The sequence below is a fragment of the Thermus aquaticus genome (assembly GCF_001280255.1).
Lineage (GTDB): Bacteria > Deinococcota > Deinococci > Deinococcales > Thermaceae > Thermus > Thermus aquaticus.
The window spans coordinates 1,730,572-1,753,544 of sequence record NZ_LHCI01000106.1 but is presented as its reverse complement, the minus strand read 5'-3'; the positions used below and the strand labels follow the sequence as shown (position 1 = coordinate 1,753,544).

Annotated in this window: 28 protein-coding genes, 1 tRNA gene and 1 pseudogene; 10 read left to right on the top strand and 20 right to left on the bottom strand. The window is 68.5% G+C overall.

What is annotated here, in order from left to right:
* Nucleotides 1–11: 11 nt before the first annotated feature.
* The 14 genes from BVI061214_RS10290 to BVI061214_RS10235 all read right to left on the bottom strand — a co-directional run bounded on the left by BVI061214_RS10290 (nt 12) and on the right by BVI061214_RS10235 (nt 8,052).
* Nucleotides 12–725, bottom strand: coding sequence for a DNA-methyltransferase (locus BVI061214_RS10290; RefSeq protein ID WP_053768309.1), 714 nt, complete (start codon nt 723–725; stop codon nt 12–14).
* Nucleotides 715–1,143: a DNA repair protein RecN gene (locus BVI061214_RS13005; protein ID WP_053768308.1), complete on the bottom strand. Its 429-nt coding sequence runs from the start codon at nt 1,141–1,143 to the stop codon at nt 715–717. Before BVI061214_RS13005 ends, BVI061214_RS10290 begins: the two co-directional genes overlap by 11 nt.
* A gap of 219 nt (nt 1,144–1,362) precedes the next feature.
* Nucleotides 1,363–1,695, bottom strand: coding sequence for a hypothetical protein (locus BVI061214_RS10280; protein ID WP_053768307.1), 333 nt, complete (start codon nt 1,693–1,695; stop codon nt 1,363–1,365).
* Nucleotides 1,692–2,018, bottom strand: a complete 327-nt coding sequence (locus tag BVI061214_RS10275) for a PDDEXK family nuclease (protein ID WP_053768306.1) — start codon at nt 2,016–2,018, stop codon at nt 1,692–1,694. Before BVI061214_RS10275 ends, BVI061214_RS10280 begins: the two co-directional genes overlap by 4 nt.
* A gap of 12 nt (nt 2,019–2,030) precedes the next feature.
* Nucleotides 2,031–2,303, bottom strand: a complete 273-nt coding sequence (locus tag BVI061214_RS10270; protein WP_053768305.1) for a hypothetical protein — start codon at nt 2,301–2,303, stop codon at nt 2,031–2,033.
* Nucleotides 2,296–2,631, bottom strand: coding sequence for a hypothetical protein (locus tag BVI061214_RS10265; protein ID WP_053768304.1), 336 nt, complete (start codon nt 2,629–2,631; stop codon nt 2,296–2,298). The genes BVI061214_RS10270 and BVI061214_RS10265 overlap by 8 nt, the downstream gene beginning before the upstream one ends.
* Nucleotides 2,628–4,586: a DNA primase gene (locus BVI061214_RS10260; protein WP_082333148.1), complete on the bottom strand. Its 1,959-nt coding sequence runs from the start codon at nt 4,584–4,586 to the stop codon at nt 2,628–2,630. Before BVI061214_RS10260 ends, BVI061214_RS10265 begins: the two co-directional genes overlap by 4 nt.
* On the bottom strand, nt 4,579–5,652 hold the full coding sequence (locus BVI061214_RS10255; protein ID WP_082333147.1) for a toprim domain-containing protein: 1,074 nt from the start codon (nt 5,650–5,652) through the stop codon (nt 4,579–4,581). Before BVI061214_RS10255 ends, BVI061214_RS10260 begins: the two co-directional genes overlap by 8 nt.
* Entirely contained in the window at nt 5,649–6,572 is a 924-nt protein-coding gene (locus BVI061214_RS10250; protein ID WP_053768303.1) for a hypothetical protein, read from the bottom strand. The genes BVI061214_RS10255 and BVI061214_RS10250 overlap by 4 nt, the downstream gene beginning before the upstream one ends.
* Complete coding sequence (locus BVI061214_RS13000; RefSeq protein ID WP_156303256.1) at nt 6,559–6,729, bottom strand: hypothetical protein; 171 nt, start codon at nt 6,727–6,729, stop codon at nt 6,559–6,561. Before BVI061214_RS13000 ends, BVI061214_RS10250 begins: the two co-directional genes overlap by 14 nt.
* A gap of 2 nt (nt 6,730–6,731) precedes the next feature.
* Nucleotides 6,732–6,989, bottom strand: coding sequence for a hypothetical protein (locus BVI061214_RS10245; RefSeq protein ID WP_053768302.1), 258 nt, complete (start codon nt 6,987–6,989; stop codon nt 6,732–6,734).
* 389 nt (nt 6,990–7,378) lie between these two features.
* Entirely contained in the window at nt 7,379–7,570 is a 192-nt protein-coding gene (locus BVI061214_RS10240) for a hypothetical protein (RefSeq protein WP_053768301.1), read from the bottom strand.
* Nucleotides 7,557–7,718 carry a hypothetical protein gene (locus BVI061214_RS13500; RefSeq protein WP_155982917.1) on the bottom strand — a complete coding sequence of 54 codons (162 nt, stop codon included), beginning with the start codon at nt 7,716–7,718 and terminating at the stop codon, nt 7,557–7,559. Before BVI061214_RS13500 ends, BVI061214_RS10240 begins: the two co-directional genes overlap by 14 nt.
* Nucleotides 7,719–7,767: 49 nt before the next feature.
* Nucleotides 7,768–8,052, bottom strand: a complete 285-nt coding sequence (locus BVI061214_RS10235) for an HIT family protein (RefSeq protein ID WP_053768300.1) — start codon at nt 8,050–8,052, stop codon at nt 7,768–7,770.
* A gap of 129 nt (nt 8,053–8,181) precedes the next feature.
* Here BVI061214_RS10235 and BVI061214_RS10230 point away from each other — a divergent pair, with 129 nt between their 5' ends.
* Nucleotides 8,182–8,424 carry a hypothetical protein gene (locus BVI061214_RS10230; protein ID WP_053768648.1) on the top strand — a complete coding sequence of 81 codons (243 nt, stop codon included), beginning with the start codon at nt 8,182–8,184 and terminating at the stop codon, nt 8,422–8,424.
* Here the strand turns inward: BVI061214_RS10230 and BVI061214_RS10225 are convergent.
* The 4 genes from BVI061214_RS10225 to BVI061214_RS10210 all read right to left on the bottom strand — a co-directional run bounded on the left by BVI061214_RS10225 (nt 8,421) and on the right by BVI061214_RS10210 (nt 11,108).
* Nucleotides 8,421–8,711, bottom strand: a complete 291-nt coding sequence (locus BVI061214_RS10225; protein ID WP_053768299.1) for a hypothetical protein — start codon at nt 8,709–8,711, stop codon at nt 8,421–8,423. The two genes, BVI061214_RS10230 and BVI061214_RS10225, sit on opposite strands and share 4 nt — an antisense overlap.
* 510 nt (nt 8,712–9,221) lie before the next feature.
* Complete coding sequence (locus tag BVI061214_RS10220) at nt 9,222–9,791, bottom strand: DUF4411 family protein (protein ID WP_082333146.1); 570 nt, start codon at nt 9,789–9,791, stop codon at nt 9,222–9,224.
* Nucleotides 9,772–10,950, bottom strand: coding sequence for an XRE family transcriptional regulator (locus BVI061214_RS10215; RefSeq protein WP_053768297.1), 1,179 nt, complete (start codon nt 10,948–10,950; stop codon nt 9,772–9,774). The genes BVI061214_RS10220 and BVI061214_RS10215 overlap by 20 nt, the downstream gene beginning before the upstream one ends.
* An 81-nt stretch (nt 10,951–11,031) precedes the next feature.
* Nucleotides 11,032–11,108 (bottom strand) — tRNA-Ile (locus BVI061214_RS10210).
* Between the two features lie 471 nt (nt 11,109–11,579).
* Between BVI061214_RS10210 and BVI061214_RS14215 the strand changes: the two are divergent.
* The 5 genes and pseudogenes from BVI061214_RS14215 to BVI061214_RS10190 all read left to right on the top strand — a co-directional run.
* A pseudogene (locus BVI061214_RS14215) lies at nt 11,580–11,648 on the top strand (integrase core domain-containing protein); the annotation flags it as partial.
* 126 nt (nt 11,649–11,774) lie between these two features.
* Nucleotides 11,775–12,875 (top strand): acyl-CoA dehydrogenase family protein, encoded by a 1,101-nt coding sequence (locus BVI061214_RS10205; RefSeq protein WP_053768647.1) that lies wholly within the window; start codon nt 11,775–11,777, stop codon nt 12,873–12,875.
* Nucleotides 12,860–14,014, top strand: coding sequence for a thiolase family protein (locus BVI061214_RS13490; protein ID WP_053768296.1), 1,155 nt, complete (start codon nt 12,860–12,862; stop codon nt 14,012–14,014). Before BVI061214_RS10205 ends, BVI061214_RS13490 begins: the two co-directional genes overlap by 16 nt.
* A 9-nt stretch (nt 14,015–14,023) precedes the next feature.
* On the top strand, nt 14,024–14,752 hold the full coding sequence (locus tag BVI061214_RS13485) for an SDR family NAD(P)-dependent oxidoreductase (RefSeq protein WP_053768295.1): 729 nt from the start codon (nt 14,024–14,026) through the stop codon (nt 14,750–14,752).
* Nucleotides 14,724–15,557: a CoA transferase gene (locus BVI061214_RS10190; RefSeq protein WP_053768294.1), complete on the top strand. Its 834-nt coding sequence runs from the start codon at nt 14,724–14,726 to the stop codon at nt 15,555–15,557. Before BVI061214_RS13485 ends, BVI061214_RS10190 begins: the two co-directional genes overlap by 29 nt.
* 77 nt (nt 15,558–15,634) lie before the next feature.
* Here BVI061214_RS10190 and BVI061214_RS10185 read toward each other — a convergent pair whose 3' ends face one another.
* Together BVI061214_RS10185 and BVI061214_RS10180 are read right to left on the bottom strand one after the other, a co-directional pair.
* Nucleotides 15,635–18,220, bottom strand: coding sequence for an arsenate reductase (azurin) large subunit (locus tag BVI061214_RS10185; protein WP_053768293.1), 2,586 nt, complete (start codon nt 18,218–18,220; stop codon nt 15,635–15,637).
* Between the two features lie 9 nt (nt 18,221–18,229).
* On the bottom strand, nt 18,230–18,712 hold the full coding sequence (locus tag BVI061214_RS10180) for an arsenate reductase (azurin) small subunit (protein ID WP_053768292.1): 483 nt from the start codon (nt 18,710–18,712) through the stop codon (nt 18,230–18,232).
* A gap of 217 nt (nt 18,713–18,929) precedes the next feature.
* Between BVI061214_RS10180 and BVI061214_RS10175 the strand changes: the two genes are divergently transcribed.
* The 4 genes from BVI061214_RS10175 to BVI061214_RS10160 all read left to right on the top strand — a co-directional run bounded on the left by BVI061214_RS10175 (nt 18,930) and on the right by BVI061214_RS10160 (nt 22,973).
* Entirely contained in the window at nt 18,930–19,283 is a 354-nt protein-coding gene (locus BVI061214_RS10175) for an ArsR/SmtB family transcription factor (RefSeq protein WP_248841758.1), read from the top strand.
* Nucleotides 19,284–19,624: 341 nt separating this feature from the next.
* Nucleotides 19,625–21,094, top strand: coding sequence for an ABC transporter ATP-binding protein (locus BVI061214_RS10170; protein ID WP_053768291.1), 1,470 nt, complete (start codon nt 19,625–19,627; stop codon nt 21,092–21,094).
* Entirely contained in the window at nt 21,091–22,140 is a 1,050-nt protein-coding gene (locus tag BVI061214_RS10165) for an ABC transporter permease (RefSeq protein ID WP_053768290.1), read from the top strand. The genes BVI061214_RS10170 and BVI061214_RS10165 overlap by 4 nt, the downstream gene beginning before the upstream one ends.
* Nucleotides 22,140–22,973 (top strand): ABC transporter permease, encoded by an 834-nt coding sequence (locus tag BVI061214_RS10160; RefSeq protein WP_053768289.1) that lies wholly within the window; start codon nt 22,140–22,142, stop codon nt 22,971–22,973. The genes BVI061214_RS10165 and BVI061214_RS10160 overlap by 1 nt, the downstream gene beginning before the upstream one ends.

Here is a 22,973-nt window from a genome sequence, read left to right as displayed (position 1 = left end):
CGGGCCTGGCCTCACCCCTCCCGGGGGGCCTCCAGAAGGGGGGCCTGAAGGAGGGCGCTCCTAAGCCTCCTTTCGGCCACCTGGAGCCAGGAGGCCTCCCGCTCCACCCCCAGGAAGCCCCGGCCCAGGCCCACCGCCGCTACGCCCGTGCTCCCTGAGCCCATGAAGGGGTCCAGGAGGGTGTCCCCGGGCCTCGAGGCCAGCTCCACTAGCCAGGCCATGACGCTCACCGGCTTCTGGTGGGGGTGGCCCGTGGCCTCCCCGTCCCGCCCCGGCCTGGGGCTTGTGGCCAGGAAGAGGTCCTTCCCCCGGCCCGGGAGGCCCCTTAGGGCCAGGACCGGCTCAAAGGCGTAGGCGGGCCCCTGGGGGCGGGGCCTGGGGTCAGGCTTGCCCCAGATGAGGAGGCGGAAGGGGAGGCCCCGCTCCCGGGCGAAGGCCAGGGCCTCCTCCAGGCGGTCCTGGGGGAGGAAGAAGAGGACCGGCCCCCGGGCCACCCTCAAGGCCTCGGGAAGCCAGGCCAGGCTCCAGGAGTCCCAGGGCTCCCGCCCGTAGACCGCCCGAGGGTCAGCCCCTTGCCCGCTTTCGGGCCGCCGCCAATGGCCGGTGCCGTAGGGGGGGTCAGTGAGGACGGCCTCCACGGCCCCGGTCTTGAGGGAGGCCAGGACCTCGAGGGCCTCCCCGTGGTGGAGGCGCACGGGGGGCGAGGAGGAGAGGTCAAGGACCATCCTCCCCTCCTTCCAGGGCGGGTAGGGGCTTGGCCTCCCCCTCGGGGAAGGCCTCCTCGGGGGTGAGGTGGCCCCACTGCACCAGCATGGCCCGCACCCTGGGGTCTTCCGGGATGGGCCGCTCCAGGCCGAACAGCGTGTTTGAGACCACCCAGGCTATGGCCTGCCCCTCCAACGCCACCAGCTCCTTGCTCTTTCTCTGGGCCTCCTCCCGCCCCCGCCTCATGGCGGGGTCCTCCTCCTCCATCTCCTGGTAGGCGGCCCGGTAGGCGGGGGTGAGGGTGGCCAAGGCGTGGGCCGCCCGGAGGGCCACCTGAGGGTCCTCGTGCTCCAGGAGCTTGGCGGTCTTGCGGATGGCGCTCCAAAGCCGCCGCACCAGGGCCTTCCGGCTTCCGTACTTCTCCCGCATTCTGGGCATCTTTCCTCCACGTGCTAACCTGGGGCTATGCCTAGGCCAGCCCCGTCCAAACCCAAGGAGGCCCCCGCCTTCGTCCTCACCCCTCCCCGGAAGAGGGGCAAGCCGCCCCTTCCCGAACCCGTAAGCCCCACGCCCGGGAAGCCTAGCGAGGCGTACTTGGAGGCGCAAAGGCGTTGAACCTCCTCTTGGAGACCAGCGGTCTTCTCAAGCTCCTCGCCGCTAAGAGGGAAGGCCTGGCCGTGGTGCCAGTACCCGCTTTAGAGCCTCCGGGGGCAAGGTGAGGAAGGCCCAAAGCTCCCCCTTCGCCTCTTCCCCCACCTCCAGCTCCACCCCCTGCCCCAGGAGGTGGAGGACCAGGAAGAAGACCGCCTGCCCGGCCCGGTGGCGGCCCTCGAGGCGGAGGGCGAAGGCCCCCTCTCCCAGGTGCTCCACCGCCACCACGCCCAGCCAGGTGAGAAGCCTCAGGTCCAAGGAGATTCCCTTGGGCCAGTTCCTCAAGAAGAGCTCAGGCCCGTCCAGGGCGTACTTGTGGCTTTCCAAAAGAGTCTTCACGCTTCCTCCTTTCCCGCCTTCCCCCTCGCCGCCACCTTGAGGAGGGCCTCGAGGGGAAGGACGGCCAGGGGAGGCTTCCGGTCCGGCTTGAGGACCAGAAGCCCCCGCCCCTCTAGCCAGGCCTCCAGGGCCAGCCGCTTCCTGGCCTTCACCTCCACCACCACCTTCCCGAGGCCCGGAAGCTCCACCTCCAGGTCCCCGGGGTAGCCCGGGGCGCTCCCCGAGAGGGGGACTTTTCGGGCCTCGAGGCCCGCCTCCTTCAGGAGGGCCAGGACCTCCCGCTCCACCCGGCTTCCCTTGCGCTTGGGGGCCTTTCCCTTCACCCTTCACCTCCTTCAGGCCTGGGCGGCCCTCCTCAGGGCGTGGAGGCCTCCCTCCAAGTCCCCCTCCTCCAGGGCCTGGGCCAGGGCCATGAGGGCGAGGGGCGTGAGGCGGCGGTGGGGGGCCTCGAGGGCCAGGAGGGCCAGGGCCCTCCCGTGCTCCCGGGCCTCCTCCACCAGGCCCTCCATCCCCGGGGGAAGGAGCAGGAAGGCCTTGGTGCCCTCCAGGACCACTTCTCCATCCGCTTCCGCTATGGCCTCCAGCACTTGCGCCAAGGTCTTAGGCACGCTCTACCTCCTTGGGCTCAATCCAGGCTCGCGCGATGGGCTCGAGGCGGGGCGGGTTCCCGGCCCACACCCCTAGAAGCTTCACTTCCCGCGCATCCCGCCAGCCCTCCTCCAGGAAGGTTAGCCGCTCCACAAGCCACCCCTCCAGGCTTGGGGCGTTCTGCCCCGGCCAGGCGGCGTGGGCCTCGAGGTCCTCTTCAGTGGGCACGGCCAGGGCCCAGTAGAGGACCCGGCCATCGGCCACCACCCGAATCTTTGGCGGGCGCATGGCCCGAATCTTTTCGGCCAGGGGGCGGGCTACCAGGATGAGCTTCCGCCACGGGTTCACAGCTCCACCCCCTTCACGTTCACCTCCTCCACGCCGTCCAGGACACGGGAGTGGGGGGGCGGCGGGTACGGGTCCTGGGCCTCGAGGGGGGTCTCCTCCGTTTTAGAAGGAAGGGGGGAGTCAATAGCCGCATTAGCCGCAATAGCCGCGGATGCCGTTCCAGACGGCGTTTCCTCCTGCGGCGTTTGCGCGGCTATTGCGGCTATTGGAGGCGGGGAGGGGGGACAATAGCCGCAATCGGGAGTGCCGTCCTGGAGGGGCTTTGCGGCGTTTGCGGCGTTTGCGGCTATTGTGCCCCCCACTCTTTCTAAAAGCCACCGGTGCCTCTTGGTCCTCCGGTCGCGCTCACCCCTAATGACGATGCCTGCCCCGCGAAGGGCGGCTTGGAGGCGGGGGAGGTGCTTGCCCAGGCCCTGGGGGGTCCGAGGCCACCCCTCGGGCTTGCGCTTGGCCTCCTCGAGGCCCATGACCTGCTCCAAGTTGGCCAGAAGCTCAGCCGTGGGGTACTCCCTCCGGTGCCCCTCGGGCCAGTCCCGGGTGAGGAGGAGGATGGCCTGGGCCACGGGGTCAGCCTCGAGGGTGTCCTGCTCCATAGCGGCCTGCACCTCGTAGAAGGCCGCCACCACCTCCCCGGCCTCGAGGCCCAGGGCGGGGGCGGCGGCCTCAGCCCACACCGCCCAATCGGCCAGGCGGGGGAGGGAAGAGAGGCCAGCCCGGGCCTCCTCCCACCTCCTTAGGGCGGTTGAGGCCGCGGTGAGGAGGGCCCCCAGGGCCCGGGGGTGAAGGCGGGCGAAGAGCTCCCAAAGCTCCCTCTCGGGCCGCCTCTCCTCATCGCTTAGGCGGGAGAGGGCCACCAGGGCGGCGCGGTCGGCCAGGTCGTCCCTGAGGGCCCCGAACGCAATCCCGGTCAGGACCACCGGGCGCTTGGCCTCCATCACAAACTCCTCGCCATCGGTGTAAAGCTCCCGCTTTCCCAGGCCGCCTCCGGTGCTCAGCCGGCACAGGGCATCGCTTAGCCGCAAGGACACGGCGCTGAGGTTGTCAAAGGCCAGGATCCACGCCCCCCTCGCCCCCACCATCAGGGCCTCCTCGTCCTTGGGCTCAGCCCTCAGCCCCCCTTCCTGGGGGTCCAGGAGGCTCTTCAGGACCAGGGCGGCGGTGGTCTTCCCGCTCCCCTTTTCCCCGGTCAGGACCAGGATGGGGTAGGGCCCGCGGGGGTTGAGGGCCCCGACAAGCCACCCCAGGACCAGGGCCCAGTCCCGGCGTTCCCTGAGGGGCAGGAGGGCGGCCAGCTCCTCGAGGGCTTCGGGCCCGGTGGGCTCAGGAAGGGGAAGCGGGCGGGTGTAGCGGCTACGGCGGAAGCGCACCGGGCACGCCCGGCTCTCCACCACGCGCCACCCCTCAGGCCCCACCTCCACGGCCTTCCAGTCCTCCCGGCCCAGGTCCAGGTAGACCCGGCCCTCGTGTTCGGCCACCCGGGGATGGACGGCGTGCTGGGGCCCCTCGTAGAGGGCCTTGGCCTCGAGGACGGCCCGCGCGTCCTGAAGGGCCTGGGCGTAGAGGGGCTTCTCCGTGGCGCGGTAGTAGAGGCCCGCAAGCCAGGCGCGGAAGGCAGGGCTCCGCAGGGGGTAGTGGGCCACGATGCCCTCTCCCTCGGGGACGCTGGCCCAGGGTTCCCGGTCCTGAGCGTGCCAAAACTCCCCCCGCTCCAGGGCCAGCCGCACGGCCACGGCGGCGGCGTTGTCCTCCTTGGGGGCGGGCCCCAAGAAGTCCTGCCAGGCCTGCCGCACCGCCTGCAGGGTGGCCCCCACGCGCTTGGCGGCCTCCCTCAGGACCCTATCAGCCTCCACATGGTCAAGCCCCTCCTCCACGATGGCCGCGAAGAGGGGGTTGCGCTTATCCCTCCAGGTTTCGGGGGTCAGTTCCTGCAGAATGGCTTCCAGGTGCTCACTCATGGGCCACCCCCCTCATGCGGGCCCGGCGGGCCAGGGCCCACGCCAGGCGCGGGGGCAAGGGTTGGGGGCTTCTTTGCGCCTCCTCGAGGCCCCCTTCCTCGGAGGCCTCCACCTCGGGGGCCCCTTGGAGGAAGCGGCCCACTTCCTCAGGCCCGAGGCGCTTGAGGGCATCAAGCCAGTCCTCCCCCTCCACGGGGGGCACGGCCAGGCGCACCTTCCGGCCCTCCCGGAGGAGCCTCCGGGCCAGGGCCTTGGCGGCCTCGAGGCCCGCCTTGTCGTGGTCAGGGCACACCACCACCTCATGGGCCTCCGGGGGCAGGGCCACCCCGGGCATAAACCCGGCGGCGACGGTGGCCCACACCGGCCACCCCGTGGCCTCCCGCACCGCCAACGCGGTTTCTATGCCCTCAGCTAGGGCCAGGGGCTTGCCCGCCTCGAGGGGGAAGAGGCGGATGGCCCCGCCTTTGGGCCTGCTCCCCTTGACCAGGCGCTTCTCCCTCCTCCCCCGGCCATCGGGCTCCAGGGTGGTCAGGTGCAGGCCCAGGAGCCCCTTTACCCCTTCCACCCGGGCCACCATGACGGGCTCCCCCCTGAGGAAGGCCAGCCTGAGGGCAGGGGGAGGCTCCAGGGAGAGGCCCCGGGCCCTCAGGTAGCGCCTGAGAAGAGGGTGGCCCGGCTTCGCCTTCTCCCACAACGCCTCCCACCTCTCCCGGTCCTCGGGGGAAGGGGCTTCGGGTTCGGGGGGCCTGGGCCTCGAGGGGAAGGGAGGCCTCCAGGCCCAGGGGTCAGGCTCCCGGAGGTCCTTCCAGGTGAGCCCTACGGCCTGGAGGACGGCCTCAGGGGGGCACCCGGCGAAGCAATGGAGGAGCACGCGGCCATCCCGGAGGGCGATGGAAAGGGACGGATTCCGGTCAGGATGGGCGGGGCACCGGGCCATCCAGGAGCCTGCCCCCGCGCGGCGCACCCCCTCGAGGCGGCCCAGGAGGACTTCCACTTGTGGTAGACTTGGGGTGTCCTCCACTCGGGCGGCGGGGTGCTCCCACACCCCGTCAAGCGCTTTTCTCATACCGCTTCCTCCTCAGGTTCTTCTTGGAGCTGGCCAAAGAGGCTCAGGAGGTCCTGAACCCCTGGGGCTCCCTTGGGGTTCTCCTCGAGCCAGGCCCCAATGAGCTCTCCCCGGCGCGCCCGGGGGAAGGGCTCCAGGCCCTTGGCCAGCTCCTCCAGGTAGGCCAGGAGGTCTTCCGCCTCTTCCCGGGTGAGGTCCTTTATGGAGGCCAGCTCCCGCTCCACCCGCCTCTGGGCCAGCTCCCGGGCGGGCTCCCCCTTGAGGCCCAGGGCAGAGAAGGCCTGGGCCAGGGCCCCCACCTGCTCAGGGGTGATGGGGGCGGGAGAGGGGAGAGGGGCGGGCCTCGAGGGGGACGGGGGGCTAGCGGGGGAGACCACCTGGGCGGGCTCAGGAAGGTCCATGACCTCCTCCGGGGTGTAGACCCCCGTGGCCACGCCGGGGAAGACGGTCCTCACCCCCTCGGAGATGAGCCGGGCCCGAAGCATGGCCCGGGGGTACTTGTGCCAGCCGCTGTCCCGCTTGTCCAGGAGGCCCGCCCGTTTAGCGTCCTCGAGGGTCCAGGCGAGGCGCACTGTGCCCCCCTGGGGGTGGGAGAAGGTGGCCTCAGCCCGCTCGTCCGTGAGGGCGTGCCACTCCCCCCGCCCTCCGGCGGCCAGGAAGCGGGCCAGCATGGCATCCGCCCTCAGGGCGGGCCTCCCGCCAATGATGTGGTACTCCTGCACCGCCCGGGCGGGGTGCGTCCCCTCCGCCTGGGCCAGGAGCATGAGGGCCACGGCCTGCACGGGGTCCTTGACCCCGAAGAGGCCGCTTTTGGCCATGTATTGGGCGGCCTTTTCTATTTCCGCCAGGCCCCACTCCCCTTGACGGGAGGGCCTGGCTTCCCTCTTCTCCAGCGCTTCCAGCTTCTCAATCGGCTTCACGGCTTTCCTCCAAGAGGGGCCCGAAGTTGTTGCGGTAAAGGGCCTCCTCCACTTCCTCGAGGGCCTCTTCCGGGCTCAGCTCCCCCGCCCTCCAGGCCCGAAGGAGGACGGCGATTTCCTCCACCGCCTGGCCCGCGTCCCAGCACCCCCCGCGCACGGCTACCTCCTGCCCCTCGAGGCCTTCTTCTCGCTTTCCGCGTTGATGACGCTCAGCTCGTGGGCGATCCGCTCCCCCTCCTCCCGGGACACCTCGCCGGCCAGGAAGCGGGCCACCACGGGCCGAGGGATGAGGTAGTTCTTGCCGAAGCGGAAGCCGAAGACCCGGGCCACGGCCAGGGCCTGGTTGTAGCTGAATCCCATGAGGTCCTTGAACTCCTCCACCCTGTAGAAGGGCTTGAGCTCCTTCTCCTCGTTCATGCTTTGCCTCCCGTCTTTGAGTAGCCTCTTTTGTTTGCCTAAGCCGCTGTATGCCGTCCCCGAAAAGGGGAAGGGGGCGTTTTGGTTTTGGAGGAGCCCGGCTGAGCCGCATGCGGGCTAAAAAGCTTTTGCCCCCTGGGTTTCCCCAGGGGGCACTTACCCAACCTTAGCCCTAAGGTACCTTAGGGGGTGGGGGGGTGTCAAGCGCCTCCCTGGGGGGGCGGCCCCGGTTGACTCGGGTGGAGCCCGGCTGAGCCGCATGGGTCCCTAAAAGCTTTTGCCCCCGGGCTTTCCCCGGGGGCACTTTTGGCACTCTAGCCTTATTTTAGCGCTGAGCTTGGTCCTTGTCTAGAGGCTAGGGCAGGGGCCCCCGGGGTGTCCAAGGTTGCCTAAACTCCCGCCACCTCCTTCGCGAAAACCCCCAGGATGCCTGGGGCGAAGTCCTCGAGGGCCGCCAAATACCCCGCCTCCAGGGCGGGAAGGGCCTCCAGGGGGAGGCCGGTCTTCTCCAGGACCTCCTCGAGGCGGGCCTCAATGAAGTGCCAAAGGGCCTCTTGCTTCCTCTCCTCAACCTTCCCCACGCCGCACCTCCTTCTCCTTGACCGCAAGCCAAGCGATGAGGGCGGAGGAGAGGCCCACGCTCCCCGCGAAGAGGGCCGTGGGCCAGTCCCCCGCCTCCCGAAGCCAAAGGGCCGTCATGAGGGCCGTCCAAAGCCACGCCCTGAGCACGCTTCCCCCTGAGGAGGGGAGAGGGCGGGGCTCACCCCGCCCTCTCCCTTTAGGCCCAGCCGAACTCCCGCCGGAGGGCCTGGGCGCTGTTGTCCTCCCGCTCTTGGCGAAGGGCCTCGAGGCCCAGGGCGGCCTCGTAAAGCTCCTCCTCGTCCATGAGGGCGCAGGAGGGCTTCCCGGTCAGGGCCCGGAGGACCAGGCGGTAGCCGTCCCCCTCGAGGCCAAGCTCCTTGGCCAGGGCGTGCACCCGGGCCAGGAGGGCCTTCCTCCGGGGGGTCAGGGGAAGCTTGGGGGCCTCTTGCCTGTGGGTTTTGGGGCTGATAGGCTTGGTCATGCTTACCACTCCTTTCGGTAGGCCCTAGGGGGTCGGTCTTGGCGGGTCGCCCCCTAGGTACCCTTATAGTACCTAAGTATAGGCACTATGTCAATAGGTGTAGCCCACGAGTTTTGGTAAGCTATGGGCGTGGGGAAGCCGCGTATCCAAATAAAGCTCAGGGCCATCCTGGATGAAGAGAGGGTCAGCGCTTACGCCCTGGCCCAGGCTTTGGCAGGGAAGGTAGGGCGCAACACCGTCTACTCTCTCGCCCGAGGTGAGAAGCAACGCCCTGACCTCGAGGCCCTCGCCTGGGTAATCTGGGGCCTACGGAAGCTCACGGGCAAGCCCTACGGCGTTCAGGACCTCCTGGCCTATGAAGAGGAGCCCTAACCCTCTCCCTCGCACCCCCCGGGCAGAAGGGCCTCCCTGACCTCGAGGTCCAGCACCCGCTTCAGCTCCTCTTTCCGCTCACAAATCTCCCGAACGATGGCCCGCACCTCCTCGGGGTTCTCGGGGTAGGCCCTCTGCAGTTGCTCACGGAGGATGGGAAACTCCAGCACTTCGGCCAGGACGTAGTCAACGTCAAAGTCCTCCGGGTTGGCCAGTATCTCCTTCAGCGTTTCCCAACGGCTTCTGGCCCTCTCCAACGGGCTGGGCAACTTGAACTCTTCCTCCATCGGGGCCTCCTTCCCTTAGGGCGGCTTCCTAGGGATGAGGATACCACGGCCCTCGAGGCCGGCCCGAGTTGGGGTAGGGGAAGCCTACCCCCCGAGGCTGGCCTGGCCCCTGGCTTTTAGAAAAAGCGGCGGGGCAATAGCCGCGAACGCCGCAAACGCCGCAAACGCTCTCCAGGACGGCATGCCCACTTGCGGCTATTCGCCCCCTCTTCCCCGCAATAGCCGCACAATAGCCGCAGGCAGAAATGCCCTCCCAGACGGGCTTCGCGGCTATTGCGGCTATTGCGGCTATTCGCTTCCCCCTTCTTTCTAAAAGGACTTGGGGGGCTACCCCAAGAGGCCCTGGCCCGGGGCCCGGGGGGAGGGGCCCCGGGAGGCCTCCTGGGCCTCGAGGGTCAGGCCGCGGCGGCGGTGGGGCTACGGTGAGAAGGGCCTCCTACATCGTGAAGGAAAGGCACAAACTTGCAGGGGGAGGCCTCCCCCCCGGCCTTGACCGGGCCTCGAGGCGGTTTAGAGAAGCAAGAGCTTTGGCAAGAGCTTTGGGGGCTCTTCCACCAGGGCGCTCATGAGGGACAGGCACCGCACTCCGAAGGCGAAGGCCACGTAGGGTAGGGTAGGCTTTCCCTTCACGCGCTCGGTTCTCCCGTCAACCTCGGGTATCGTGTGCCTTTCCTGTGTGATGATGGTGAGCCCCCGAGCTTTGGCTATGGCCACAAGGAGGGGGTCAGCTCCTCGGGCGAAGCTTTGCGCATCGTGAGGCTGGAAGTGCTTCTCTACAAAGGCCTGGACTTCGGCCGAGAGGGCAAGTTCCCTTCCGGTGGGGGAGATGGGTTTGTACCGGTTCTTGAGCTTCCAGAGGGCTTCATAACCTGGCTTTGCCTTCCCCTTCTCGCCAAGAACCTCCTCTTGCACCATGTCAGCAATGAGGAACCTGCCTGAGCACACCCCATCCTCTAGCCAGTCCTCGAGGACTACCTTGGCTTCTTCTTGGCTAAGGCGCAAGGCGGAAGCCAGGGCGCGAAGCGGTCCTTCGTGAAAGGGCGTTATGATAGCGTTCGCGTCAAGGAGATACCGGTTCACTCTGCCCCCTGGTGAGGAACTCCCAAGCCGTCCTCAGGCTCACGTTCAGGAGGTAGGCTACCTCCTTGGCATCCACTTCCCCCTCTTGGGCCGCCTTTCTCAGCTCCCGCGTGAAGGCGGGGCTGTTCTGCACCTCCAGAGCACGCCAAAAGTCCCCGCCCCCTCCACGGGGGGGAGGGGGTTCTCCCCCTTTCAGGGCCTCGAGGGCTTCCAGGAAGCTCCCCTTGGGGATGAGCCCCAGGCCTAAGGCCCGCCTGAGGGCGGCCAGTTTGCTTACCTTGAAGCGCTCAGAGGCTTCCCTGGCGGCCTCTAAAGGGGGGCGGTCTTGGGGCCAGGCCTCCCGGAAGGCTTCCTCGGGCATGAGAAAGGCCGCGGCCACCTCGTCCGCCCAGGCCTCCACTTCCGCCTGGGGCTCCTCCTCGAGGGCCCCGTCCAGCCCACCCTCCCCCCGCCACACGTGGGCCAGCTCGTGGGCCAGGGTGAAGACCTGCCTCCTGGAGTAGTCCCGGGCGTTCACGAAGACCACAGGGGCCACATGGTCTACCAGGGCGAAGCCAGAGAACTCCCCGGGGTCATACACCCGCCGGGTGTTAGTCCCCACGTGCCCCTGCCTGAGCACCAGGACTCCCAGCTCCTCCACCTTGCTTACCAGCCCCCGGAGGAAGTCCTCTACCCGGGGGGCCTTCCACAGGGCCTCAAGGTCCAAAAGCTCCCTCAGTTCCTCCGCCACCTCATGGGGAGCCTTGGCCTTTCCGCTTCCCACGAAGGGGAGGGGTTCCCTTCGCCTCTCCCGCCACCAATCCTGCTTCCTCAGGGCATCGTAGGTGGCCTCGAGGAGTTCTGGGCTTGGCCTCTCGCCAAAGGAGGGCCCGCGGCGCAAGTCCTTCACGGGGAGCTGGGGGCCTTCTTTCGGGGGCGGGAGGAGGAGCTTGGGAAGCCCCAAGTGGAGGGCCTTGGCCAACTTGCGGGCCTGGGCGTAGGTGGGCTTGGCCTGGCCCTCAAGCCAGGCGCGAAGCTTCTCCTCCCTCACCCCCACCTTTCGGGCGGCCTCTTCCACCCCCAGGCGGCTCCACTCGAGGGCCCATCGCAGGGTGTCCGGGTGAACGGGTACCTCTACCTTCTCTGGGTTGGGGTTTTGGGCTTCCCTCAACTCCTCCATACCCGGACCCTCCCCGGTATCTTACGCCACACGCCTCGTTCACGCTTTAGGTCAGCAACCTGAGCCGGGAAGACTCAAGCGTGGTAGGCCGTGCGGGACTTGAACCCGCGACCACCGGCTTATAAGGCCGGCGCTCTCACCAGCTGAGCTAACGGCCCCCGCACAAGGGCATTATAGAGCCCGCATCGTGTTGCGCAATAGGAGATGGGCGAAGGGGAGAGGGGCCTCGAGGGCAAGGAGGCCTCCTTGGGGGTGCCCCTCAAGAGAATGGAATCGTTGCGGCTCAGTGTTAGCTTACCGTTAGCTTATCGGCCTAACTCCACCCCCCGGTACACCATCCCCTGAGGGCCAAAAAGCCCATAAGGAAGGCCTATCCTGGAAGTAGCGGGAAACACCTGGACAGGCTTTTGACTCCTTCTAAGCGGTAGGTCGGGGGTTCGAATCCCTCCGGGCCCGCCACGATGGGGACGCAAAGCTTTCCCCTTCGGTAGCGAGAGGGGAAGGCCTTTTAACCTTCAGCGACCGATCTCCCGGCCCTGAACCCGGACGAACGCATGGGAGACTCTAGGCCGGGATAAAAAGAGGGGGACCGACTCCGGAAGGAGGTCCCTTTACCTTCACGGCTTCCCGAGCTCCAGGCCGAGCTGGACGCTTATCTGGCGTACTACAACCGCCGCAGGCCCCACATGGCCTTGGGAGGGCGGGCACCCCTGGAGTTCCTGGCTAAAATGCAGGAGGAGTCGGTACCCCCTAAAGGCCCTTGCCTGGCTGGGCGCAGAGAAGGTAGGCTTGGGGCGGAGGTTCCCGTGGAAGCCCTTGGCGCGGTGCAGGACCTGGCCCGGCGCTTCGCCCGGGAGAAGGTCCTTCCTGAGGCGGCCAGACTGGACCGGGAGGCCTGCTTTCCCTGGGAGCTATTCTGGGAAGGGGCGGCCCTGGGTCTGCCGGTTCTGGTGGTGCCGGAGGTCTATGGCGGCGCGGGGCTTGGGCCCAAGGCCTTGGCCGTGGTGGCGGAGGAGCTGGCCTATGCCTGCCCTGGGGTGGCGGCGGCCCTCCTCCTCAACAACCTGGTGGCCGACGCCCTCCTCCTCTCCGAAAGCCGGTACGCCCAGGCCTTCTTGCCCCGCCTGAAGGAAGAGGTGGCCTCCTACGCCCTGACCGAGCCCCATGCGGGCTCGGACGTGGCCGCCATCCGCACCCGGGCGGAGAAGGCTCCGGGGGGCTTCCGGCTTTTTGGGCGCAAGACCTGGATCAGCCACGCCCCTGAGGCCAGCTTTTTTGTGGTCTTTGCCAAGGTGGCCGAGGGGCGGGAGGGCATCGCCGCCTTCTTGGTGGAGCGGAAGGAGGGGATGGAGGTGGGCCTGCCCCTGCCCAAGATGGGGCAGAAGGCCTCCCCCGCAGCCGAGGTGGCCCTGGAGGGGGTCTTGGTGCCCGAGGAGGCCATGATCGCCCGGGAGGGCTTCCGTCTGGCCATGCGGGTCTTTGACCGCTCCCGGCCCATGGTGGCTGCCATGGCCGTGGGCCTCCTGCGCCGGGCCCTGGACGAGGCTCTGGCCTACGCCAGGGTGCGGGAGGCTTTCGGCAAGGCCCTTTGGGAGCACCAGGGGGTGGGGTTTAAGCTGGCGGAGATGGCCATGGACCTCGAGGCCGCCCGCCTCCTCACCCACCGGGCCGCTGACCTGGCGGAGAGGGGAGAGGCCAACTCCATGGAGGCGGCCATGGCCAAGGCCTTCGCCGCCGACGCTGCGGTGCGGGGGGTGTCCGAGGCCCTCCAGGTCTTTGGGGGCAACGGCTACTCCGAGGACTACCCCATGGCCAAGCTCTACCGGGACGCCAAGGTGCTCCAGATCTACGAGGGCACCTCGGAGATCCAGCGGGTGATTGTGCTTAGAGAGCTCCTTAGGAGGGAAAGATGGGCGAGCCGGTGATCCTCGAGGCGGTGCGCACCCCCATAGGTAAACGGAACGGGGCCTTAAGGGCCTGGCGGCCCGATGCCCTTTACGCCAGGGTGCTGGATGCCCTTTTGGAGCGCACGGGAATAGACCCCGCCCTCATCGGGGACGTGGTCACGGGGTGCGTGACCCAGGTGGGGGAGCAGGGGGCCAATGTGGGGCGGCTCGCCGTCCTCCTTTCCCGGCTTCCGAGGGAGGTCCCCGCCGTCACCCTGAACCGGATGTGCGGCTCCAGCCAGCAGGCGGTTCACTTCGCCGCCCAGGCCATCGCCGCCGGTGACCTGGACTTCGCCATCGCCGGGGGGGTGGAGAGCATGACCCGGGTGCCCATGTTCTCCGACATCGGCGAGGGGTTTTCCACCCTTAACCCTGCTCTCTTCGGGCGGTATGAGCTCGTTCACCAGGGGGAGAGCGCCGAGCGCATCGCCGAGCGGTACGGGTTCTGCCGGGAGGAGCTGGACGAGTGGGGTTACCTCTCCCATAAGCGGGCGGCCCGGGCCGAGTGGGAAGGGCGGTTCCTGAAGCAGATGGTCCCGGTAGAGGGCCTGGACCCTGAGGAGAGGCCCTTCCTCCTCGTGCGGGACGAGGGGGTACGCCCCGACGTGGACTACGAGAAGATGCTCTCCCTCAAGCCTGTCTTCCGGGAAAACGGGGTGGTGACCGCGGGCAACTCCAGCCAGGTCTCCGATGGGGCCGCGGCCCTCCTACTCGGGGATAGGGAGAAGGCCCAGGCCCTGGGCCTCAAGCCCCGGGCCCGCTTCCTGGCCCGGGTGGTGGTTGCGGGGGACCCCACCCTGCAGCTCCTGGAGGTGATCCCCGCGGCCAAGAGGGCCCTGGAGAGGGCAAGGCTTTCCATCCGGGACATAGACGTGGTGGAGGTCAACGAGGCCTTCGCCAGCGTGGTCCTGGCCTTCTTAAGGGAGCTTGGCCCAGACCCGGAAAGGCTTAACCCCAACGGCGGGGCCATCGCCCACGGCCACCCGTTGGGGGCCACGGGGGCCATCCTCATGACCAAGCTCCTCCACGAGCTGGAGCGGACGGACGGGGAGTTTGGCCTCCAGGTCATGTGCATCGGCCACGGCCAGGCCACGGCCACGGTCATCCAGAGGATCTAGGAGGAGTCTATGGAAAGGAGCGCTTTGGTGACGGGCGGGGCCTCGGGCCTGGGGCGGGCGGCGGCTTTGGCCCTGAAGGCCAGGGGGTACAAGGTGGTGGTCCTGGACCTCAAGCGGGGGGAGGAGGACCTCCCTTATGTGGAAGGGGACGTGGTCCGGGAAGGGGACGTGGAGCGGGCGGTGGCCGAGGCCATGGCCCAAGGCCCCCTCTTTGCCGTGGTGAACGCCGCCGGGGTGGGCTTGGCCAGGAAAATCCTGGGCCGGGAGGGCCCCCACGACCTGGAGAGCTTCCGGAAGGTCGTGGAGGTCAACCTGGTGGGCACCTTCAACGTCCTGCGCCTCGCCGCCTGGGCCATGCGGGAGAACCCCCCGGACGGGGAGGGCCAGAGAGGGGTCATCGTCAACACCGCCAGCGTGGCCGCCTACGAGGGGCAGATCGGCCAGGCGGCCTACGCCGCCAGCAAGGGGGGCGTGGTGGCCCTCACCCTGCCCGCGGCCCGGGAGCTCGCCGAGTGGGGCATCCGGGTGGTGACCATTGCCCCAGGCCTCTTTGACACTCCCCTCCTCCAGGGCCTGCCCGAGAGGGCCAAGGCTTCCCTGGCGGAGCAGGTGCCCTTTCCCAGGCGTCTGGGCCGCCCCGAGGAGTACGCCGCCCTGGTCCTCCACATCCTGGAAAACCCCATGCTGAACGGAGAGGTGGTAAGGCTGGATGGCGCCCTCCGCATGGCCCCCGGGTAGGGTCCTGGACCTGACCCGCCTCCTTCCCGGTCCCTTGGCGGGGAAGCTCCTTTTGGGGCTGGGTTTCCCCGTGCTCAAGGTGGAGCCCCCCGGAGGGGACCCCCTGAAGGCCCTGGCCCCCGAGGCCTACGCCTTCCTAAACGAGGGCAAGGAGGTCCTGAGCCTGGACCTGAAGGCCGAGGAGGGGCGGGGGCGCCTTCTCGCCTTGGCGCGGGAGAGCGCCCTCCTCTTGGAGTCCAACCGTCCCGGGGTCATGGAGCGGCTGGGCCTGGGGCCGGAGGTGCTTCTGGCCGAGAACCCCCGCCTGGTCTACGTGCGCCTCCGGGGCTACCCCGACACCCCCGACCCCGGCCACGACCTCACCTACCTGGCGGAGGCGGGGCTCCTTGGCCGCTTTCCCTGGAAAGCCTTCCAGTTCGCCGATCTGGCGGGAGCCTACGCCCTGGCCCTCACGGCCCTGAAGGGCCTCCTCCTGGGTGGGGGGGTTTACGAGGTGGCCCTCTCCGAGGCGGTGAAGGCCATGGCCTACCCGCCCATTCCCTTCCTGGACGGCTCCGTCCTCTGCTACGGGGTCTACCCCGCTAAGGAGGGGGAGGTGGCCCTGGCGGCCCTCGAGGCCCACCTCTGGGCCCGCTTCTGCGAGAAGGTGGGCCTTTCCGAGCTCCTCCATGCGGCCTTCAGCCCGGCCCGGGAGGAGAACCCCGCCTACCGGAAGCTTCGCGCCCGCTTCCTGGAGGAGACCGCCGAGGCCTGGGAGGCCTGGGCCAGGGCCGAGGGTCTTCCCTTGCGGAGGGTGAGGGGCTAAGGGTCCCACCGCGGCAAAAGCCGCGGTGGGGCACTTAAAAACCCGGCCCCCAGAGGGGGCCGGGGAGCGCCTGCCCCTTAGTCAAACTTGTTCTGCTGCAGGAGGCTCGCCGTCTGCTGGATGGAGGGGATAGCCCCCGCCACCTTGCGCAGGTTGGCCCGGGTTCCCTTGTACCAGGGGATGGTGGTCTTGGGGTCGGTGTAGCCGGAAACCAGGGAGTTGCTGGTGCCCCGCCAGTGGTACATGACCAGGAAGAGCATCCCCGGCTTGACGGCGTCGGTGACGTAGACCAGGAAGGTGCCGTTCCCTTCCTCGTTGTAGACCTCTACCAGGTCCCCGGACTGGAGGCCCAGGCGCTTGGCGTCCTCGGGGTTGACCTCCACGTAGGGGAGGGGCAGGGCCATGGCCTTTTCGGGCAGGTGGCGGTCGTGGTAGGCGGTCTGCCAGATGGTCTGGGCCCGGCCGGTGGTCACCCAGAAGGGGTAGGCCTTGGCCTTATCCCCCTCCAGGTACTTGGCCACCTCGGCGGGGTAGCCCTCCCAGTCGTCGCTCCCGTACCACTTGAACTTGCCGTCCGGGGTGCCGAACTTGTGGGTGTAGCGGCGCAGGGTGCCCACCAGCTTTCCCGTCTTGGGGTCCCGGCGCACGGGGGTGCGGATGCCCTGTTGGCCCACCTCCTTGAGGAACTTGTAGGTGACCCCCTTGTAGTTCTCGGCCTCCAGCTTGGCCTCGTCCTCCTCAGAGACCCGGTTGTCGGAGAACTCCTCGGCCCCCGCCAGGAAGACGTCCTCGTCCGTCTTCCAGTTCTTGCCGAACTCAAACTTCTCCGCCTCCTTGGCCTTGCCCTCGGCCCGGTAGAGGTCGGCGATGCGGAGGCCCACCAGCTTGAAGATCTCCCAGTCGGGCTTGGCCTCGCCGGGCGGGTCAATGAACTTCTCGTAGAGGCGGAGGAGGCGGCTGTTGCAGTTGATGGAGGTTTCGTTGGCCTCGCCCCAGGCGGCGGCGGGGAGGATGAGGTGGGCGTCCCTGGCGGTCTCCGTCATGTAGATGTCCTGGACCACCAGGAAGAGGGCGTCGGGGTCGGAGTAGAGGATGTCCAGGATCTTCTGGGCCCGCTCCCGGATGGTGCCGGGTTCGCCCCCGGCCCCCAGGGCCTTGGTCAGCTTCTCCGTGCGCTCGTGGATGCGCTTGCGGAAGACCTGGTTGTTGGGGGTGGAGAGGTAGGGGTCGTTGGCGATGACCCAGTAGAACTTGCCCTTGCCCTCCACCAGGAACTTGTCCACGTTCACCGGAGGGCCGCCCCGGTAGATGGAGCCCGGGGTGGGGGCGGGCGGGCGCACGTACCCCTCCTGGTGGCCGCCCTGGCGGCCGCACCCGGTGCCGGCCCGGCCGATGTTGTGGGTCAGGACGGCGAGCTGGACGATGGCCGCCACCTGGTCGTAGTTCTTCATGTTCCAGATGATGCCCTTCTCGTAGATGGTGAGGGTGCGCCGCTTGAAGCCCCCGGCCTTGGGCTTGGCGATCCAGTCGGCGGCCTGCTCAATCTGGGCCCGGGGCACCCCGGTGATCCGCTCCACCTGGGCCATGAACTCCCCGTAGGGCACGTCCAGCTTGAGGCTCTTCTTCTTGTATTCCTCAAAGAGCCCCATGTCCGTGCGGGCCTGGAGGTAGGCCATGTCGTAGTAGCCCCGCTCCCACACCACCCGGGCGATGGCGTTGGCCAGGATGTAGTCCGTGCCCAGGTTGGGCCGGATCAGCATGACCCGGTCCTTGGCCACGGTCTCGGCCACGGTGTAGGAGCTGGTCTTCCTGGGGTCAATGACGATGAGGCGGCCGGCCTCGGCGGGCTCCCCCTTCTCGTAGGCCTGCTGCTTCTCCGGGATGGTGGCCCCTTGGATGTTGGGGAGCATGTGCTCCACGTAGAAGACCGTGGCCGTCTCGTAGGAGTTGGCCCCCCAGAGGACGATGGTGTCGGCGAGGCGGGCGTCGGAGTAGTCGTAGTTCAGCTCGTGGACGCCCCGCTCCCGGCTACCCCAGACCTCGGAGTTGTAGGCGGGGCGGTTGTGGATGGCGATGTGCTTGACGGAGAGGGCGGAGAAGAAGAGCTTGCCCGCCGCGTAGTTGTCCTCAAACCCCTGGCCCGAGCCCCCGTGGTCGTAGCACTTCACGGCGATGTTGTCGTCGTTGCCGTCCCGGTCCCGGATGCCCTTGATGAGGAGGCCCATGAGGGTGAGGGCGTCCTGCCAGGTGATGGCCTGGAACTGGTCCCCCACCCGCAGGAGGGGGTAGGTGAGGCGGTCCTGGGTGCCCCGGTCCAGGCTCCAGACGGTGAGGGCGTTGGTGCCGCCGCGGATGGAGTAGTTGCCCCGGTTGATGGGGCTGTCCTTGGCGGGCACCATGACCACGTGGTACTGCCGGCCGTCCTTGCCCAAGGTGACGGCGTGCATGGTCTCCGTGTAGCTCAGCCCGGCCAGGGGGGGCTGGGGCTGGCTGAGGTCCAAGCCGAAGGCGTTCTGGTTCGGCTTGGGGCCCCCCTGCTCGCCCACGGGCCAGACGTAGACCTTGTAGCCGCACCCCACGTTGCAGTACTGGCAGACCGTGTTGTAGACCTTGGCTGTCTTGGGCGGGATGGGAAGCTGGTCCCTCCTGGGAATGAGCGCCATAGACACCTCCTACACGTTCTTCACGCGGCCCCAGATGAGGCCGGCCACGGCCACGGCGTAGATGTCCCCCTTCCCGTCAATGCGCAGGGGAATCTGGGGGAGCCAGGAGCTGGCCATGCCCTGGTAGGTCTGGCCCGCCTTGGCGGGGTCAAACATGGAGTAGTGGCAGCGGCAGATGAAGCGGCCCTTCTCGTACTGGACGGGGCAGCCCATGTGGGTGCAGAGGGCGGAGAAGGCCACGATGTCCCGGTCCTTGCCCACGCCGCCGATGGCGGGGCGGCCCAGCTTGACCAGGATGGCCGGGGCGGAGGCGTCGGGGTAGTTGAAGGTGATGGGCTGGCCCGTCTTCACCTGGGAGAGGTTGGCCACCTTCACCGCCGGGTAGGTGAGGCTGGGGGCGTACCAGAGCTGGGCCTTGCCCCCGGCGGCGAAGAGGGCGGTGGCCGCCGCCGTGAGCTGAACGAAGCGCCTGCGGGTCAGGGTTTGCGTCATACCTTTGTCCCTCCTTTCCTTGACAGTTTGAAGGCTATCAAACCAGGCCGAGGGTGTCAATAGTGTGCAGGGCTTCCACATATACCCCATAGGGGTATGAACAGAAAGAGGCGATGGAAATGGGCTTTGGCCGGTGGGGTATGGGACCCCCTGTGCCCACGCGCTTATGTTGGTGGGGCGGTTTGGTTGTGGGGGCCCTTTCCGGCATAATGGTCCTATGAAGCGGATGGACCTCACCCAGGGCCGCCTCGAGGCCCTGGCCCACCCGGCCCGGGTGGCCATGGTGCGCCTTTTGGCCGAGCTTCCCGACGAGCACACCCTGCGGGACCCCCGTTGCGGCACCGCCTACGGGGTCTGCTTCTGCCACCTCAAGGAGAGGACGGGGCTTTCCGCCCCCACGGTGAGCCACCACCTCCGTATCCTCCGCGAGGCGGGCCTGGTGGAGGGGGTGCGGGTGGGCCGCTGGACCTACTACCGCCTGCGCCCGGGGGCCCTGGAGGCCTTGGCCCAGGAGCTTCTTTCCCTGGCCCGGCAGGCGAGACGGGCTCTGGAGGAGGAGCGGGCGGTGTGATGCCACCCCATGCTGGGAACCCCGGCAAAAGGTTCCTGGGGAAGTTACTAGGCATGGTGGGCCGAAGGAACTAAGTGCCCGCACTTTGGTTTCGCGACATGGGGTGCCCAAGTGGGGGCTTTGGAAGGGCTTTTCTGGGGCCCCCACCGCGGCTTTTGCCGCGGTGGGGTACTTATTGGGCCCAAGGAGACGGGAAGCATGGGTACCTCCCCGGGGCAAGGGCCATGGGGGCCCCAAAGGGGCGCCTCCCGGCCTTGGGAAAGGGGCCGCTTATGGCCAGAGCGGGGTCGGGGGACGCCTTGCCCGTGGTATCCTCACCCCGGGCCCGGCTGGGCCGTCCCATGTTGCGGCTGGAGAAGATCACCAAGCGCTTCGGTTCCGTGGTGGCCAACTGGGGGGTGAGCCTCGAGGTGGGCCGGGGAGAGGTCCTGGCCCTCCTTGGGGAGAATGGGGCGGGGAAGACCACCCTGGTCAGCGTCCTCTACGGCCTCTACGCCCCCGACGAGGGGCGGATCCTCTTGGAGGGAAAGGAGGTGCGCATCCCCTCGCCCCGGGCGGCCCAGCGCCTGGGCATCGCCCTGGTGCCCCAGCACCCCGAGCTCATAGAGGCCCACAGCGTGGCGGAGAACCTGGCCCTGGGCCTGGACCTGCCTCCCTTTTTCAGCCGCAGGGGCCTCCTTGGGCGCCTGCGGGGGCTTCTCTCCGATCACCCTCTGGGGGTGGACCTGGAGGCGCCCGTCCACCGCCTCTCCGCCGGGGAGAAGCAGCGGGTGGAGCTTCTGAGGGCCCTCCTCAACCGGCCCAGGGTCCTGATCCTGGACGAGCCCACCAGCGTCCTCACCCCCAAGGAGGCCGAGGACCTCTTCCAGGAGATCCGGCGCCTCAAGGCCAGGGGCCTCGCCGTCATCTTCATCAGCCACAAGCTGGACGAGGTGCTGGCCATCGCCGACCGCATCGCCGTCCTTAGGGGCGGGGAAAAGGTGGGGGAGCTTAGGCGGGAAGAGGCCGACAAGGACACCCTCATCCGCCTCATGGTGGGCCGGAGTGTGGCCCCGCCCCCCAAGGCCCCCCCGCCCAGGGAGGAAGTGGTCTTGGAGGTGGAGGGGCTTACGGTGCCCCGGCACGGCTTCCCCGTCCAGGGGGTCTCCTTCGCCTTGCGGGCCGGGGAGGTCCTGGGTATCGCCGGGGTGGCGGGAAGCGGCCAGGCGGAGCTCCTCGAGGCCCTGGCGGGCCTGAGGCCCTACAGGGGCCAGGTCCGGTTCCTAGGGGCTCCCCTCCCCAAAGACCCTGCCCGCCTCTTCGCCCTGGGGGTGGCCCACGTGCCCGAGGAGCGGGCCATGGGGGTGGTGGGGGGGATGAGCGTGGCCGAGAACCTGGCCCTGCGCACCTATCCCCGCTACGCCCCAAGGGGGCTTCTGGACTACCGGGCCATGGAACGGGACGCCGAGGGCCTCATCGCCCGCTACCGCATCCAGACCCCTTCGCCCGGAACCCCGGTCCGCTTCCTCTCCGGCGGCAACGTGCAGAAGGTGATCCTGGCCCGGGAGCTCAAGGACGGCCCCAGGCTGGTGCTGGCCATGCACCCCACCTACGGCGTGGACGTGGGGGCGGCGGAGGAGGTGCACGCCAGGCTTCTGGACCTGGTGCGGGAAGGGGCGGCGGTCCTCCTGGTGAGCGAAGACCTGGACGAGATCCTGGCCCTTTCCCACCGGGTGGCGGCCATGCACCGGGGGCGGCTGGTGGGGCCCGTTCCTCGGGAGGAGATGAGCCGCGAGCGCCTGGGGCGGATGATGACGGAGGGGCGGGCATGAGGCTGGAGCTGGACCCCAACCCCAGGCCGCAAAAGACCTTCCTGGCCTACGCCCTCTTCCTCCTCTTGGCCTTCCTTTTGCTGGGGGCTCTCTTCCTGGCCTACGGGGTCTCCCCCCTCAAGGCCTACGCCCTCCTCCTCTCTCCCCTCACCGACCCCCTGGGCCTAGCCGAGATCGCCCGGCGCACCATCCCCCTCCTCCTCATCGGGGCAGGGCTTTCCCTGGCCTTTAGGGTGGGGTTTTTCAACATCGGGGCCGAGGGCCAGCTCCTCCTGGGGGCCGTGGGGGCCGCCTACGCCGCCCTCTTCTTGCCCGTGGGGCCCTGGACCCTCCCCCTCATGTTCCTCCTAGGGGGCGGGCTTGGGGCCATCTGGGCTGGGCTTGCCGCCTGGCTCAGGGTGCGCTTTGGGGCCAGCGAGATCCTCACCACCCTGATGCAGAACTACCTGGCCTACTACCTGGTGGTCTACCTGGTGGCCGGGCCCTGGAAGGGGCAGATGGTCTTTGGCTTCCTTTACACGGACCGCTTTCCCCAGGAGGCCCAGCTCCCCCGGCTGGGGGAGACCCTGGTCCACTGGCCCACCCTCCTCCTGGGGGTGGCGGCGGCCATGATCCTCCTCCTCCTCCTTTTCCGCACCCCTTTGGGCTTCGCCTTTCGGGTCCAGGGGGAAAACCCCTTGGCGGCCCGGTATCTGGGCCTGCCCGGGGGGAGGCTCCTTTTCCTTACCGCTCTCATTAGCGGCCTCCTTTCCGGCTTCGCCGGGGTGGGGGAGGTGGCGGGCATCCACCTGAGGCTTCTGGAGCCCGCCCAGATCTCCTTGGGTTACGGCTTCACCGCCATTCTGGCGGCCTGGCTGGCCCGGGGGAGGCCCCTTCTGGTCCTCCTCACGGCCCCCCTCCTGGGCCTGATCCTGGCCGGGGGGGATGCCCTGAAGCTCTCCCTTTCCATGCCCTTTAGGGTGGTGGATGTGGTGAGCGGGCTTTTGCTTCTGGCCCTGATCGGGGCCGAGGCCTCGAGCCGGCACCGGATCCTCTGGAGGCGCTGATGGAAGAAGCCCTGTTGCGCGCGGTGCTCTTTGGAACCCCCATCCTCCTGGCCTCCCTGGGGGCCCTCGTCTCGGAGCGGAGCGGGGTGGTGAATCTGGGCGTGGAGGGGATCATGGCCCTTTCGGCCCTGGCCGCCTTCGGCGTGGCCCTGGGGGCGGGCCCCTACCTGGGCCTTCTGGCGGGGGTGGGGACCGGGGTCCTAGGGGGGATGGTCTTGGGCCTCTTCGCCGTCACTTTGAGGGCCAACCAGTTCGTGGCCGGCCTGGCGGTGGCCGCTTTGGGCCTGGGGGCCTCGGGGCTTTTGGGGAAGCGGTACGAGGGCCTGCCCCTGGAGTGGACCCTTCCCGAGGGGGGCATGGCCCTCCTGGCCTTTTTGCTGGCCCTTTTGCTCCACCATCTCCTCTACCGGAGCCGCTTCGGCCTCTACCTTCGGAGCGTGGGGGAGAACCCCAAGGCGGCGGACCTCTTCGGGGTCAGCGTGGACGGGGTCCGCTACGGGGCCCTGGCCCTGGGGGGCGGGCTCATCGGCCTGGCCGGGGCCTACCTCTCCCTGGCCTACCGGCCCTCCTGGACCGACGGGATGACGGCGGGGTTAGGGTGGGTGGCCATCGCCCTGGTGATCCTGGCGGCCTGGGAGCCCCTCAGGGCTGTCCTTGGGGCCTACCTTTTCGGCCTCCTTTTCTTCCTGCAGTTTCGGCTCCAGGGCAGTGTACCTATACCCAGCGAGGCCTTTGGCGCCATGCCCTACCTTTTGGTTATCCTGGTCCTGGCCCTATCGGGCCGCGCCCGGGCGCCCAAGGCCCTGGGCGTGCCCTTTGAGCGGGGGAGGTGA

Excerpts from the sequence above, each read along its gene's own strand:
- BVI061214_RS10290 (WP_053768309.1), bottom strand. The coding sequence starts at position 725 with ATGGTCCTTGACCTCTCCTCCTCGCCCCCCGTGCGCCTCCACCACGGG.
- BVI061214_RS13005 (WP_053768308.1), bottom strand. The coding sequence starts at position 1,143 with ATGCCCAGAATGCGGGAGAAGTACGGAAGCCGGAAGGCCCTGGTGCGG.
- BVI061214_RS10260 (WP_082333148.1), bottom strand. The coding sequence starts at position 4,586 with ATGAGTGAGCACCTGGAAGCCATTCTGCAGGAACTGACCCCCGAAACC.
- BVI061214_RS10255 (WP_082333147.1), bottom strand. The coding sequence starts at position 5,652 with ATGAGAAAAGCGCTTGACGGGGTGTGGGAGCACCCCGCCGCCCGAGTG.
- BVI061214_RS10245 (WP_053768302.1), bottom strand. The coding sequence starts at position 6,989 with ATGAACGAGGAGAAGGAGCTCAAGCCCTTCTACAGGGTGGAGGAGTTC.
- BVI061214_RS10235 (WP_053768300.1), bottom strand. The coding sequence starts at position 8,052 with ATGACCAAGCCTATCAGCCCCAAAACCCACAGGCAAGAGGCCCCCAAG.
- BVI061214_RS10225 (WP_053768299.1), bottom strand. The coding sequence starts at position 8,711 with ATGGAGGAAGAGTTCAAGTTGCCCAGCCCGTTGGAGAGGGCCAGAAGC.
- BVI061214_RS10215 (WP_053768297.1), bottom strand. The coding sequence starts at position 10,950 with ATGGAGGAGTTGAGGGAAGCCCAAAACCCCAACCCAGAGAAGGTAGAG.
- BVI061214_RS13490 (WP_053768296.1), top strand. The coding sequence starts at position 12,860 with ATGGGCGAGCCGGTGATCCTCGAGGCGGTGCGCACCCCCATAGGTAAA.
- BVI061214_RS13485 (WP_053768295.1), top strand. The coding sequence starts at position 14,024 with ATGGAAAGGAGCGCTTTGGTGACGGGCGGGGCCTCGGGCCTGGGGCGG.
- BVI061214_RS10190 (WP_053768294.1), top strand. The coding sequence starts at position 14,724 with ATGGCGCCCTCCGCATGGCCCCCGGGTAGGGTCCTGGACCTGACCCGC.
- BVI061214_RS10185 (WP_053768293.1), bottom strand. The coding sequence starts at position 18,220 with ATGGCGCTCATTCCCAGGAGGGACCAGCTTCCCATCCCGCCCAAGACA.
- BVI061214_RS10180 (WP_053768292.1), bottom strand. The coding sequence starts at position 18,712 with ATGACGCAAACCCTGACCCGCAGGCGCTTCGTTCAGCTCACGGCGGCG.
- BVI061214_RS10175 (WP_248841758.1), top strand. The coding sequence starts at position 18,930 with ATGAAGCGGATGGACCTCACCCAGGGCCGCCTCGAGGCCCTGGCCCAC.
- BVI061214_RS10170 (WP_053768291.1), top strand. The coding sequence starts at position 19,625 with ATGTTGCGGCTGGAGAAGATCACCAAGCGCTTCGGTTCCGTGGTGGCC.
- BVI061214_RS10165 (WP_053768290.1), top strand. The coding sequence starts at position 21,091 with ATGAGGCTGGAGCTGGACCCCAACCCCAGGCCGCAAAAGACCTTCCTG.
- BVI061214_RS10160 (WP_053768289.1), top strand. The coding sequence starts at position 22,140 with ATGGAAGAAGCCCTGTTGCGCGCGGTGCTCTTTGGAACCCCCATCCTC.